11 protein-coding genes are annotated in these 13,549 nt (G+C 69.0%); 4 read left to right on the plus strand and 7 right to left on the minus strand.

Translation table 11 applies throughout. The annotated features are described in order from the left end of the window. Positions 1 to 19 precede the first annotated feature (19 nt). From ACFV2X_RS02515 to ACFV2X_RS02525, 3 genes are read right to left on the minus strand one after another with little or no spacing between them, the layout of a single operon-like run. On the minus strand, positions 20 to 2,284 hold the full coding sequence (locus ACFV2X_RS02515) for a phage tail sheath family protein (protein ID WP_385610310.1): 2,265 nt from the start codon (positions 2,282 to 2,284) through the stop codon (positions 20 to 22). A 10-nt stretch (positions 2,285 to 2,294) separates the two neighbouring features. Next, positions 2,295 to 3,023 carry a carboxypeptidase regulatory-like domain-containing protein gene (locus tag ACFV2X_RS02520; RefSeq protein ID WP_385610312.1) on the minus strand — a complete coding sequence of 243 codons (729 nt, stop codon included), beginning with the start codon at positions 3,021 to 3,023 and terminating at the stop codon, positions 2,295 to 2,297. An 8-nt stretch (positions 3,024 to 3,031) separates the two neighbouring features. Further along, a complete protein-coding gene (locus tag ACFV2X_RS02525; RefSeq protein ID WP_385610315.1) occupies positions 3,032 to 3,610 on the minus strand; it encodes a DUF4255 domain-containing protein in 579 nt (192 codons plus the stop codon). A 237-nt stretch (positions 3,611 to 3,847) separates the two neighbouring features. Here ACFV2X_RS02525 and ACFV2X_RS02530 point away from each other — a divergent pair, with 237 nt between their 5' ends. The 4 genes from ACFV2X_RS02530 (at position 3,848) to ACFV2X_RS02545 (ending at position 7,749) form a co-directional block, all read left to right on the plus strand. Continuing rightward, entirely contained in the window at positions 3,848 to 4,045 is a 198-nt protein-coding gene (locus tag ACFV2X_RS02530; RefSeq protein WP_385610318.1) for a hypothetical protein, read from the plus strand. A gap of 118 nt (positions 4,046 to 4,163) precedes the next feature. After that, the gene (locus ACFV2X_RS02535) at positions 4,164 to 5,090 is read left to right on the plus strand and encodes a BTAD domain-containing putative transcriptional regulator (protein WP_385610321.1); all 927 of its coding nucleotides are present in this window, start codon (positions 4,164 to 4,166) and stop codon (positions 5,088 to 5,090) included. A 65-nt stretch (positions 5,091 to 5,155) separates the two neighbouring features. Next, a complete protein-coding gene (locus ACFV2X_RS02540) occupies positions 5,156 to 6,529 on the plus strand; it encodes a phosphatase PAP2 family protein (RefSeq protein ID WP_385610324.1) in 1,374 nt (457 codons plus the stop codon). Positions 6,530 to 6,729: 200 nt separating this feature from the next. After that, positions 6,730 to 7,749 (plus strand): GlxA family transcriptional regulator, encoded by a 1,020-nt coding sequence (locus tag ACFV2X_RS02545; protein ID WP_385610327.1) that lies wholly within the window; start codon positions 6,730 to 6,732, stop codon positions 7,747 to 7,749. An 88-nt stretch (positions 7,750 to 7,837) separates the two neighbouring features. On the opposite strand, the gene ACFV2X_RS02550 is transcribed toward ACFV2X_RS02545, so the two are convergent. From ACFV2X_RS02550 to ACFV2X_RS02565, 4 genes are all read right to left on the minus strand, one after another. Further along, positions 7,838 to 10,597, minus strand: coding sequence for a multifunctional oxoglutarate decarboxylase/oxoglutarate dehydrogenase thiamine pyrophosphate-binding subunit/dihydrolipoyllysine-residue succinyltransferase subunit (locus tag ACFV2X_RS02550; protein ID WP_385610330.1), 2,760 nt, complete (start codon positions 10,595 to 10,597; stop codon positions 7,838 to 7,840). Between the two features lie 178 nt (positions 10,598 to 10,775). Next, entirely contained in the window at positions 10,776 to 11,963 is a 1,188-nt protein-coding gene (locus tag ACFV2X_RS02555; RefSeq protein ID WP_385610332.1) for a TDT family transporter, read from the minus strand. 223 nt (positions 11,964 to 12,186) lie between these two features. Beyond that, positions 12,187 to 12,591 (minus strand): hypothetical protein, encoded by a 405-nt coding sequence (locus tag ACFV2X_RS02560; protein WP_385610334.1) that lies wholly within the window; start codon positions 12,589 to 12,591, stop codon positions 12,187 to 12,189. Between the two features lie 155 nt (positions 12,592 to 12,746). Continuing rightward, positions 12,747 to 13,549 (minus strand): ATP-binding cassette domain-containing protein (locus tag ACFV2X_RS02565; protein WP_385610337.1); only part of this gene is annotated, 803 nt, incomplete at its 5' end.

Below are 13,549 nucleotides of genomic sequence, written 5' to 3' on the forward strand. Positions count from 1 at the left end.
GTGGCCTCTCCTCGGGCGCTCAGGCGAGTTGGGTCTCGCGGGTCTTCTGCTGGATCCGGAAGATCACGAACTCCGCCGGGAAGACCGGCGCGACACCGATGACACAGATGAGCCGGCCGTTGGCGAGGTCGTCCTCGGTCATCGTGGTGCGGTCGCAGGCGACGAAGAACGCCTCGTCGGGGGTGGTACCGGCGAGCGCGCCGCTGCGCCAGACCGTGGTGAGGAAGTTGGTGACCGTCTGGCGGACCAGGGCCCACAGCGCCTCGTCGTTCGGCTCGAACACCACCCACTGGGTACCCTCGTCGATCGACTCCTCCAGATAGAGGAACAGCCGCCGGACATTGATGTACTTCCACGAGCTGTCCGAGGAGAGCGTGCGGGCGCCCCATACCCGGTGGCCCATCCCGGGGAAGAACCGCAGCGCGTTGATGCCCTTGGGGTTGAGCAGGTCCTGATGGCGCTTGGTGATGTCCTGGGCGATGCCGTCGGTGAGCCGGATGCCGCGGATGACCGCGTTGGCGGGCGCCTTGTGCACCCCGCGCTCCACGTCCACGCGTGCGTAGATCCCCGCCATATGGCCCGAGGGCGGCACCTCGACGTCGCGGCCCGTCGCCGGGTCGCGGGTGACCAGCCACGGATGGTAGAGCGCCGCGTACTTGGTGTCGAACGGCTCACGGAACGCCTGGACGCCCTCGATGTCCAGACCGTCCTGCGGGTCGAGGATCGCGAACCGGTCCCGCAGCAGCTCGCAGTGGGTGACCAGGGCCGATTCGACCGTCCCCGACCACACGCCCGGCACCGCGCAGACGGCTACCTCGTCGATGTCCTCCAGCGCGGCGATCCCGGTCCGCTTGCCGCTGCCGCCGTCCTCGCCGACGAAGTCGGCCACGCTCAGGCTCCCGTAGGCGTCGTCCCCGTCCGCCAGCGTCAGCCAGGACCCGACCGCGGGCACGGGGAACTTCGCCGGGTCGGTGGACAGCGCCCCCAGATCCACCGCCCGCACCAGCTGCGAGCGGCCGGCCAGGGTGGTCACCAGGTTCGCCGGTGCGTCGCCGGTGAGCCGGAGGTTGGGGTGGCTCTCCGTCACCACGGCGCCGGACGAGTCGGCGAACCGGGCGTCGACCTGGGCCTCGACCAGGTGCAGCCGATCGGTTTCGAACAGCGTCCCGGGCAGGTCCGCGTCGAAGGTGACGAGGTCCGCGGCGATCGCGACGACGGTGCGGATGGTCAGATGGGTGCCGTCGTCGAGCTGGACGACCGCGCCCTCGTACAGCCGGCTCGCGCCACCGACCCGCAGCGTCGGCCCCGTCGAGGTGATGCCCCGGCGCACCCGGCGCACCACCAGCCCCCTGCGCCACGCCTCATGTGCCGCGCCGGACGGCAGGGTCAGCGTGACCTTCCCGTCCGTCGGCTGACCGACCTCGACCTTGAACCGGCCGGTGCCGATCTGCACCCAGACCTCGGGCGGCAGATCGTCGGGGTCGAGCCCGGCGACCGCGGCGACCTCGACCGTCTCGCTGTCCGCGGCGGCGTCCGCGGCGAGCTGCGTGACGAAGAGCGCGCCCTCCTGCGGATCCGGCAGCACCGGCAGCGCGGCCGACGCCATCGGCTGGATCCGCACCTGGACCGCGCCGCCCCATGAGCCGGGGCTCACGGCGGTGAACTCCAGCGTCTCCTCCGTGCTGCGCGCCCCGATCTGCACATAGTCGCCGCGGCCCGCTCTGACCTCGGCGGTCAACCCGGCGTCCAACTCGACGCGGTGGGCGGTCGCGTCGTACGCGGCGACAGCGGCGGTGTGGATCACCTGCTGGTCGTCGCCGCGGAAGAGCTGGATCTGCTGTCCGACACCGGAGAACCCGATCAGATGGGCGAGTTCCAGGCGGGTCGCGCCCTTGGCGGCGTCACGGGCGACCGGGCTCACCAGGCCATGGCCCAGCACCCCCGAGGCCGGTGTCGCCTGCCTGCTCGCGACCCGCTTGACGTACAGCCGCTGACCACCGTTGTCGAAGAAGCCCTTGACCGCCAGCGGGAACAGCCACCAGCGGCCGCCTTCCTTGGGGTCGTTCGCCCAGGTGTCCCGGATCAGGGCATCCGGCTCGGGGAGGAACCCGCCGAACGTGTTCTGGAACTCCAGGAAGTTGGTGACCAGCTTGGGCTTGCCGGTGTACGGACCGCGCACGGTGACCCCGGCCATACCGGCCGTACTGGTGCTCACCCCCGCGATCGGCCGTGGGCCCGCATCGATCTCCTCGATGTAGACCCCGGGGCTCAGATACTCCGCCATGGACGGCTCCTCACTGCTCGCGGATCTCTATGACGTGCCGGCGCTCGATGTCCTGGGGCAGCCGCACGACCAGCGATCCGGACCGGCCCGGCCGTTCGGTGGCCTCCAGGCGGAACGTCTCCTCGACGGCGTGCTCGTCGGCCTTCTCGCCCTCCCACCGCAGGGCCAGCCGGAAGGCGCCCGCGGCGTCGGACAGGGTGCGCTCATGCCATGGCGTCAGATCCCGGCTGGTCCGCCCCCTGGCCTCGACCAGCACATTGGCGATCGGTGTTCGGGTGGTCGCGTCGACCACGGCGCCATGCACCGTGCGCAGCCCCGGCGGGTAGGGGAAGGAGACGCTCGGCAGCAGCCGGACCAGACGCGGTTCGGTCACCACCGCCGGCGGGTGGGCGTCGTCATACGGGTACACCAGGAACTCGACGCCCACCAGATCGGCCGAGTACGGCTGCTCGTCGGCCGGGTACAGCGGCTGGTAGCCGGCGGCCGCGAAGCGGGCGCGGTGGCGCCGCGGCCGGGCCGCCCACGGCTCACCGCATCTGCCGAGACCCGGATAGGCGAGGGCGGCGCTGGGGGTGCGCACCGGCACCTCGTCCAGCGGCAGCCAGGCGCCGTCGCCGTCGCCCTCGTCGTCGAATCGGTCCAGCTGGACCGCCACCCCCGCGCTGCGCACCCGCCGCGCGTAGTCGTCGAACGGGATGAACCAGGCCGGGCTGTAGAGCGTCGAACCTGCCAGCGGCATGAAGCGGCTCATGGCATCGCCGCCCCGCTGATGGCCCGGCTCTGCACCGGGCGGACCGCCGTCTGGGTGGCGGAGTCCAGGTTGACCACGCGCACCTCGTAGTTCAGCGACAGCCGGTACGGCTTCTGGATCGCGTACCAGACCCAGGACTTCTGGTCCAAGGTGAGCGGGGTCAGGCTGAGGTGCAGCGAGTCGGTGCTCGCCGCCAGGCTGCCGGACAGCTGGATGCCGTCCAGGATCGCGTCGTCGTAGAACGTCTGCAGGGCCCGCCCGAGCATCCGGTGCTGGGTTGCCTGGTCACCGCCCCAGGGTGTGACCAGGTACCGCAGCAGCAGAGCCATCGGCGGCTTGCGGGCGTTCGGCGGGTCGGGGGGCTGGGAGCGCACCGGCGGCCGATTGCGCGACGTCGGGTCCTCGGCGATCTCATAGAGGAACACCGTGAGTTTCGGCGGGGGCGTCTGTACCGTCTCGGAGAGATCGTTGAGTTCCGCGATCGGCGGTTCCACCTGGCTGAGCCCGCGCAGGGCCTGGGTCAAGGTCTCCACGATGACCGTCGAGACGTCGGCGATGACGCCGAAGTCACCCATTCACATCCTCCCCCGGTTCCGGCTCGGCTCCGGATCCGGTTCCTGCTCCGGTTCCGGCTCCGGCTCCGCGCTCGAAAGCGTGCATCGGGAGCATGCCGGTCCCGGCGTGGCCGGATCGCGATTCGCGCATCACACGAGCGTCACCGACCCGTTTCGCGACCGGCTGAGACCGGCGATGACGTAACCGGACACGCGCCGACAACGCCGAGGTGACACCGGCAAGGCATATTTCCATTTATGGAAATCCCCTCAGACCGGACTGGCGTTCTGATCCTCCGGGTGTGGGTGGAAGACGGCAGGCCGGACGGCTTCCGTGCCCGCATCGTCCGCACGGGCGGCCCGCACCATGCGCCCCCCACCGCGGTGAGCGCGGTCGACGACGTACTCAGCGCCGTGCAGACATGGCTCGACCAGTTACTCGAGCCGGACGGGTGACGATGCCGCGACGTTCCGGTGATGCCCGGCCATATAGCGTCGTTTTACCGAAAGGCCGGATACACGATCATGTTTTGCTCGTAACATGGCTCCCGGGCATCCCGCTTGTCGGCAGGGGATGGGTCACTGGAGCCGATATCGCCCCGGGGGGCCGATGAGCGCAGAAGGCCACGTCATCACGTTGAGGCTGCTGAAAGGCTTCGCGCTATTGGTCGATCATAAGCGCGTTCCGGTTTCTTCCAGCGCCCAACGCCTCCTCGCGTTCCTGGCCCTGCAGGACATGCCGCGGACCCGTACCTATGTGGCCGGCACGCTGTGGCCGGACGTCACGGCCTCCCGCGCCAACGCCAATCTCCGGTCCTCCTTGTGGCGCGCGACACGCACGGGACATCAGGTCATCGACGCGTCCACACAGGAATTGGCGATCTCCAAGAACATCGACGTGGACCTCCACACGGCGGCCCGGCACGCACACCGGCTGCTCGACATGTCGCACCCCTGCGACGACATCCTCACCGCCCAGACGCGGGCGGACCTCTCGGCCGATCTGTTACCCGAGTGGTCGGAGAACGAGTGGGTGCTGATCGAGCAGGAGCAATACCACGAACTCAGGCTGTACGCCCTGGAGGCGATGACCGAACGGCTGACCGCGGCAGGCCGCCACGGCGAAGCCGTGGCCGCCGGGCTCGCCGCCGTCCGCGCGGAGCCCCTGCGGGAAAGCGCTCATCGCGTCCTCATGAACGCACATCTCGCCGCCGGCAACAGAGGCGCGGCGCTGCTGCAATACGAACAATGCGGCCGCGTCCTGCGGGAGGAACTGGGCCTCGAGCCCTCCCAGACGCTGCGCAACCTGGTCTCGCCGCACACCGAGTCGGGCGCCCTCAAGATCCCGGCGCGTCGGGTCGTCCGCCCCCCGGCGAGTGATGTCCTGAGGGACGCCACGGGCGAAGCCGAGCGCGTGACCTTCTCCCAGGCCGAGCCGCGCCCCCTCCCAAGATCCAGACGCGCCGGCACCGGCCCGCCCATGCCGTCGCGTCCTCAATAGACAGCCACCCGGGCGGCAAAAAGCGACCTCTCCGAGCAACACCCGTCACATCGGACGAAAAATTGATGCCTATAGTATTGCGGGTGTTGTCGCGAATAAACTGCAGAATTGAGTTCGCCGCGTGGCGTCAGCCACGGGCGATCCTGTGGGCCACGGCGGGCGTGGTGGCCCTCGGATTCCTCATCGCGCTGGAGATCGCCGCGCGTCGCTACGCCGGCGAACCAGGGCCGATCACCAATCAGGCGCGAGAGGTCATATTCGCCCCCAAACCCGGGCCGCTGTACGGCGGTATGGCGTTGATGATGGTGGTGCTCACCTGGCGGCAACGGTTCATCGCGCTTGGTGCCGCGATCGGCATCGACATCGTCTTCGTACTGGTGCGGTGGGCGATCGGCGCCAACGTACCCGCTGACCATTTCTTCGGCAACGGCGCGTTGTGGGTGATGCTGGGCGTCGGGGTCATCGCTGTCACGCGCCGCACCGGCCGGGAACGTGTCCTGCTGCTGAAGGGCGTCGGGCTCGGGCTGCTCCTGGTGGCCGGCCGTAAGACCGGCGACACCTGGCTGCTGATCACGGCGAAGACCCGCCCGATGGTGCTCGACGAGTACGTGGCAACCGCCGATCACGCACTGGGCAACCCGTCGTGGCTGGCAGGCCGGATTCTCAGGGCCACCGAGCCGATCGGCACCCACCTTCTCGACTGGGTCTACGGTGAGCTCGCGGTGGCCGCGATCGTCGTCGCGCTGTACCAGCTGCGCAACGTGGCGGTCGAGCGCCGCTTCCCGACCCACCATCTGGTGCGCACGTTTCTGGTGATCGGCCTCGTCGGGCCGGCCTTCTACATGATCTTCCCGGTGGTCGGACCGATCTTCACCTTCGGCCCGGGCACCTCCGGCACCGGCGGCCTGCAATGGGCGGTGGCCAACCTGTGGCCGAACACGCTGCCACCGATCAAACCCCCGCACCCGGTGCCGTACGACGGGATCACCCCCCGCAACTGCATGCCCAGCCTGCACACGGCGTGGGCTGTCGCGATCTTCATTCATTCCCGCAAGGGCCCACGGCTTCTGCGCTTCGCGGGCGCGTTCTGGCTCGTTGCCACGCTCGGCGCGACGCTGGGCTTCGGCTACCACTACGGCGTGGATCTCATCGCCGGCGTGGTGTTCACGCTCACGATCGAGGCAGCCCTGCGCTCGCTCGACCGTGGCTGGGACCGGTCAGGGATCCAGCTGGTCGCTTACGGCACAGCGGTCTTCGCCGCGCTGCTGGTGTCGTATCGCTATCTGCCGATGGAGATGGCCACGCATCCATGGGTGTTCGGACCACTTCTCATTCTGGCGCTGGCCTCAGTGATCTACGGCTATGTACGGACCACCAAACGATGGGAGCCGAAGACCACACCAGCGCCGCGACCGGAACCGCAACCCGAACTGGTTTGAGTCAATGCGGCCTGGTACCGCAACCTGCCCTCCCGGAGTTGTCCATCGTCGGTCCCGGGGTGCTGGGAGGTTTTGCCTCCCAGTTGGGAGCAAACCGGTCGTGGTCCTGGTTCTGGTCGAAGGCGCATGATGAGGGTGGGGAAATCCGACGAACGGGAGTCCGGCCCCGGGTCCGGCGCCGGCTGTGACAGAGGCATCCAATGAACCACAAACGCCCTGGAACGGGCCCGCTCACCGTAACAGTGTTCGTCTTCCCGGGGGTGCGGCTGCTCGATGTGGCCGGTCCCCTCGAGGTGTTCGCTTCGGCGAACGAGTTCGGTGGGCGCTATCGGGTGCAGACGGCGTCCGAGGACGGGGCGGCGGTGATCACCTCCGCCGGGACCCGCCTCAGCGCTGATCTGCGTGTCGATGATGTACGTGAGCCGTGCGATGTACTGGTGATCCCGGGCGGTCCGGAATGGGAAACGCTGATCAAGGACGACGCGATCTTGGATGTCGTCCGGCGTCTGCATGAGAAGGCCCGCTGCACGACATCGGTGTGCACGGGAGCGTTTCTGCTGGCAGCGGCCGGGCTGCTGGATGGGCGTCGCGCCACGACACACTGGCGGCAGTCTCAGCAACTCGCCCTGCGTTTTCCGTCCGTGCGGGTCGAACCGGACGCCATCTTCGTGCGGGACGGGCGGATGATGACCTCGGCAGGCGTCAGCGCCGGCATCGACCTGTCCTTGGCGCTCGTCGAAGATCACTACGGTGCGGAGGTCGCTCGAGCGGTTGCCAAGGACATGGTCGTCTTCATGCAACGGCCGGGGGGCCAGTCCCAGTTCAGCGCCCGTTCCCAGGTCCCGCACTCCCACCGGGAGACGATCCGCCGGGTGCTGGACGAGGTCGCCGAGAACCCCGGGGCCAACCACACGGTGTCGGCCATGGCACGCAGGGCAGGCATCAGCGTCCGCCATGTGACCCGGCTCTTCGACGAAGAGGTGGGAACCACTCCGGCCCGGTATGTGGAACAGGTCCGGTTGGAAGCTGCCCGGGCGCTGCTGGAGACGGGTGATGACGCCATGGCGGTGGTGGCACGGCGTACAGGGTTCGGCTCACCCGAGTCGATGCGCAGAGCATTTGTGCGGCACCTGGGTGTGACGCCCGGTGCCTACCGGGCCAGTTTCCGCACGACCGGCGTGGGCGCGAAGGATTCCGTGTCCAAAGCCGTCTCGCCGTAGTCGAGGCGCAACAGGCTCAAGGCCGCACCAGCGGGACGCGCGCCGTAGCGCGCGGAGCCCGCCTTACGTGCTGTGGCAACCAGCGTGGTCAGCGGAGCGCGGATGCCACGAGATCCTTCTGCTCGCCGGCGTGCCGCCGGGCAGAGCCCACGGCCGGGGCCGGTGCCGGCGGTCGGCTGACGCATCCGATGGGACGGTTCGCCAGCCGCTGCACGTGAGGCCCCACGAAGGTCCAGGCTCCTTGGTTCTCCGGCTCCTCTTGCACCCACCGCACCTCGGCGTCGGCGGGGAAGCGGGCGAGTTCCGCACTGAGCTCTTGGTCCGGGAACGGGTAGAGGCGCTCCACGCGGACGATCGCGGTGTCCGACAGGCCTGAGCTTCGCCGGTAGGCGTCCAGGTCGTAGAAGACCTTGCCCGAGCACACCAGCACGCGCCCGGTCCGGGAGGCATCGGCCGTCTCATCCGGCAGGACCGCTCGGAACGCGCCGGTGGTGAGCTCCATCAGCGTGGAGATGGCTGCCTTCGACCGCAGCATCGACTTCGGAGTGAACACGACCAGTGGCCTTCTGTGCTCGCCCCCGCCGAGCGCTTGCTGCCTGAGCAAGTGGAAGTAGTTGCCGGGCAGGGAGGGCATGGCAACGCTCATGTTCCCCTGCGCGCACAGTTGGAGGAATCGCTCGATCCTCCCGGAGGAGTGGTCCGGTCCCTGCCCTTCCAAGCCGTGCGGCAGCAGCAGCGTCACCCCGGAGCGCTGCCCCCATTTCTGTTCGGATGACGCGATGTACTCGTCGACGACGGTCTGGGCACCATTGGCGAAGTCTCCGAACTGGGCCTCCCACAGCACCAGAGCGTCGGGCCGGGCCAGGGAGTAGCCGTACTCGAAGGCCAGTGCCGCCAGTTCGGACAGCATCGAGTCGTACGAGGCGAAGTCCGCGGCCGACGCGCCGAGGGAGCTCAGCGGTGTGTACTCCACGCCGGTGCGCCTGTCGGTGAGCACAGCGTGCCGCTGCCCGAACGTGCCGCGGCGGGAATCCTGCCCGGCCAGCCGTACCGGAACCCCGTCCAGCAGCAGGGAGCCGATGGCGAGAGTTTCCGCGGTGGCCCAGTCGATCGTTCCCGCATCCAGCATCGTGGCGCGTCTGCGCAGCTGCGGCAGAACACGCGGGTGCACGGTGAAGTCCTGCGGCAGACTGGTCTGGGACGCGATGACGTGCCGGGCGGTCGTCTCCGTGATCGCGGTGGTCAGGTGAGGGGCGGCCGCGTCCTGGGCATCGACGGGGATGATGCGCTTGGCGGACTGGCCGGGCGCCGGCAAGGCCTGGGTCTCGACGAAGGCACGCTCCAAGCGTTCCCGGTAGTCCCGCAGGGCGCCTTCCACCTGCCGTTCGCCGATGTCTCCTCGGCGGACCAGCGCCTCCGCGTACTGCTTGCGCACCGAAGGTCTGGCGTCGATGCGGTCGTACATCGCCGGCTGCGTGATGGATGGATCATCGACCTCGCTGTGCCCGTGGCGCCGGTAGCAGATCAGATCGATGACGACGTCCTTGTGGAACGCCTGACGGTAGTCGAAGGCCAACCGTGCGACGCGGACGGCGGCCTCGGGGTCGTCTCCGTTGACGTGGAAGATCGGGGCTTCGATGGTCCGTGCCACATCGGTGGCGTAGGTACTCGAACGGCCGTGGGCGGGTGCGGTCGTGAAGCCGAGCTGGTTGTTGATGACGATGTGGACCGTCCCGCCGGTGTGGTAGCCGGGCAGCTGTGACATGTTCAGCGTCTCGCCGACCACGCCTTGACCGGCGAACGCGGCATCCCCGTGGACGACGATGGGCAGGACGGGGAAGGTGTCGCCACCGTCCGCGGCCACCTCCTGCTTGGCGCGGACCACTCCCTCGGCCACCGGCCCCACGATCTCCAGATGCGAGGGGTTCGCCACGACGGAGACGGCGATGGTGCCGCCGCCCAGTGCGTGATAGGTCCCTTCCGCACCGAGGTGGTACTTCACATCCCCGGATCCCTGGACCGACCGGATGTCCACCGCGTCCTCGAACTCATGGAAGATCTCCGCGTAGGACTTGCCGACGATGTTGGCCAGAACATTGAGCCGGCCGCGGTGTGCCATACCGATGACGGCCTCCCTCATCCCGTTCCTGACGGAGCGGTGCAGCAGGGCACCCAGCAGTACGATCGCGGACTCGCCGCCTTCGAGTGAGTACCGCTTCTGACCCACGTATTTGACGTGCAGGAACGTCTCGAAGGCCTCTGCCGCACCCAGCCGGTAAAGGATCTGCAATTGTTCGGCACGGTCCGGCCGGGGGTGGGGCGATTCGATCCGCTGCTGGACCCAGCGACGTTCTTCGGAGCTTTGGATGTGCATGTACTGGGTGCCGACGGTCCGGCAGTAGGATTCCCGCAGGACCTGCAGAACGTCACGAAGAGTCATGCTGACCTGCCCGGCGAAGCCGTCGACGGCGAACGTCCTTCCCAGGTCCCCGTCGCCGAGCCCGAATGCCGTGATGTCGAGCTCCGGGTGTGCGCCTCCGTGCTCCGCTGCGGTGAGCGGGTCGGTGTCGGCCATCAGGTGTCCGCGCACGCGATACGCGTGGATGAGCGCCGCGACGCGGACCGCCTTGACCGCTGCCTCGCCCGCATTGTCACTCACAGTGGTCGCGCCGTCGCGCACCCGTCGCCCCGCCACAGGGGCGGAGGAGGCGAAGAGGTCCCGCCATGTCCGGTCGACCGAGCCCGGGTCAAGCAGGTACCGCTCGTATTGTTCGTCCACAAACCATTCATTGAGGCCGAATTCCGGCCCATACGGCACCGGCTGTCCGGCGCGATATTGCGATGCCACGGTGTGGATCGCCTTCTTTCCTCATCGCATACGACCGATAGCGGACGCGGCCGGCCCGGCCGGTCATCTTCGTCCCGTCCGACGGCCTCGCTTCCGCGTCACACCGTCGACGCTACGACAGCGAGGGAGATGAGAAAGACATGCAAATATGCCATAACAGAGACATATCAGGACATGTTCAGCCCTCCTCGTACGCCGAGGCCCATACGTTCCTGGCGGCATGGCGCAGGGAGTGGCCTGCCACCACCACCCAGGCGATGACAAGCAGCCCATAGAACACCACGGCCATCCAGACGAACGCCTCCGAACCGGTCCGCTCCGCAAGGGCGCCGGTGGCCGTCACGCAGGCGCCGACCGGGAAGATGAAAGACCACCAGGTGGGCGCGAAAGGCAGTCCGGTCCTGATCGTCCGTACGGTGAGCCCCGTGGCCAGCGCCAGCCACAGCATGGCGAAGCCCCACACCACGATCCCGCCCAGCAGCGCGAACACCGCGGTGCCCCGTGCGTAGGGCGCGGGCAGCGCACTGGGCGCCACCGCGGCCAGCGCGCCGAGCGCCGTCACCGACTGACCCAACGCCCCCAGTCCGATCCACACCGTAGGAACCACCGGTCCAGTGGGGGCCTCATGGTGCACCAGGCGGCCGTAAATCATGGCCAGCACCAGCAGCGCCGCGATCAGGCCGAGCCCGAGCATCGCGTAGCAGCCCAGCAGCAGGGCGAGCCGCAACTGCCCCGCCGGCGCATGAGGGACAAGCAGCGCGCCCGTCGCCGCCGAGACCATCGGCGGCACCACGGGCATCAGCCAGCCCCCGAACGCCGCGTCCGGCGCGAAGCGGTGCCTGGTGACCATCAGATACGGCACAGTGCAGGCCGTGACAAGACCGAGCACGGTACCGAGCGACCAGAGCACCCAGTCCACGGCCAGCGCCGCCTCGAGCCCGATCAGCCGACGGCCGAGCAGCAGCGCCCCGGAGCCCACCGTGAGCAGCGCCATCGGCGGCGCGCCGAAGAACTGGGCTGTCACCGGATCACCGGCGTGCAACCGCAGCGCTCGCTGCCGGAGGTAGCCGACGGCGAGCAGGAGGAGCAGGAGCGCGGCGCCCAGCCAGACCACCATGGCGGCAGTCCGCAGCCCGTGGAAGCTCCGTGGCAGGGTGACCGCCGCATTGGCGACGATGCCGGTGCCCATCACGGCCGCGAACCAACTGGGGCCGAGGAGCGGACGTCTCTTTCCGTTCGCCGTAGGCGTCAAAGGGCTGGTTGTCGTAGGCGCCAAAGGGTCGGCGCACGGGGAACAATTCATTCCGCAAACGCTATGTTCGGCTGAGGCAGCAGTGTCGATCATGTCCTGATGTGAGCGCCGCATGGCACACACCGAGCGACCGCCAACGACGGCGGCGGTGAACCGGCGCTGGGCGCCCGGCACAGTCGACCGGTTCCGATAGCAGCTGGCCCTGATCCATGTGTCCGGGGACCTGGGCAGCGCGTTCGGTATCGACGAGGGACGTGGCCCTCGCCGGCATCCACACGGTGACCTTCCCCTACTTCCTGGAACTGCTGCCGCCGCGGCTGCGGGGCCGCGCCGCCGTCTACCTGTCGATCGGCTGGCCGATCGGTATGCTGCTCGCCGTCGGGGTCACCGGGCTCGTCGGGGGGCTGGGCTGGCATGTGGTCGCCCTGGCGAGCGTGCCGGCCGGGATCTGGGTCTTCGCGAGCCGGAGCCTGCCACCGTCCGGTGCGGGGGCGAAGTCGACACGCAGCCAATAGCGCACCAGCGCCAGGTCGCCGAACACGTCGATCACCGGGTCGTACGCGTCGAGGCCGGTCTCCTCGGGCCCGTCCCCAGCCCCGGCTGCCGGCCGCTCGTCGCGCAGCCGGTCCAGGTCCGCCTTGCCGAGCAGCAGCGGCTCCGCCGCCGAGTCCCAGACCGTCGCCCCCGGATCGAACCGCGCGTCGATGGCCTCCCGGTCCCCGGCGGCGTACGCCTCGTACATGCCGGTGACGACCGCCCAGACGGCCCGGCATCCACGGGTGAGGCCCCGGGACGGGCGAGGGAACCGTGCGGAACGGATGCAGGCATGGCAGGCCCTCCAGGTGCCGGGATTGCTCAGCAGCGGGTCACCTTAACCCGCGGCAGCCGCACCCACCGCTACCGCATCTGGCGCCGCACCAGTTCGTGCAACTTTCCGCCCGGGACGGCCATCAGCTCCGCCGGGGCGCCCTGCTCCACGATCCGGCCGCCCTCCATGACCAGGACGCGGTCGGCGTCCATGACGGTGGACAGCCGGTGCGCGATCACCAGTCGGCTGGCGTTGAGGCGGCGGGTGCTGTCGATGACGATGCGCTGGGTTTCGTTGTCCAGGGCGCTGGTGGCCTCGTCGAAGAAGAGGATGCGCGGACGGCGGATCAGGGCCTGGGCGATCATCAACCGTTGCCGCTGGCCACCGGAGATGGCGCCGCTGCCGGAGATCATGGTCTGGAGCCCCATGGGCATCTGGCCGATGTCCTCGGCCAGACCCGCCAGTTCGGCGGCCGCCATGGCCTCCTCGGGGGTGAACGGCTCGGCGCCGCGGATGCAGTCGAGCAGCGTTCCGCCGAGGGGCTGGGCGTTCTGCAGGACCACTCCGCACTGGCGGCGCACCGCTGCCTGGTCGAGGGCGGCGAGGTCCTGGCCGTCGTAGAGGACACTGCCGGACACCGGTCGTTCGAACCCGATGAGCAGCCGGAGCAGTGTGGACTTTCCGCAGCCGCTCGGGCCGACGACGGCCACGAATTCGCCCGGGCGGATCTCCAGTGAGACATCGTCGAGCACCAGCGGTCCGTCGTCGCCGTAGCGGAAGGTGAGGTTTCTGGCCCTGAGGTCACCGGAGAGCACGCCGGGCAGGGCGCTGCCGCCGCGCACCTCGGGCGGTTCGTCCAGGATCGGCTTGACCTGCTCGAACAGGGGGAGAA

The sequence above is a fragment of the Streptomyces sp. NPDC059679 genome (genome assembly GCF_042734105.1).
Lineage (GTDB): Bacteria > Actinomycetota > Actinomycetes > Streptomycetales > Streptomycetaceae > Streptomyces.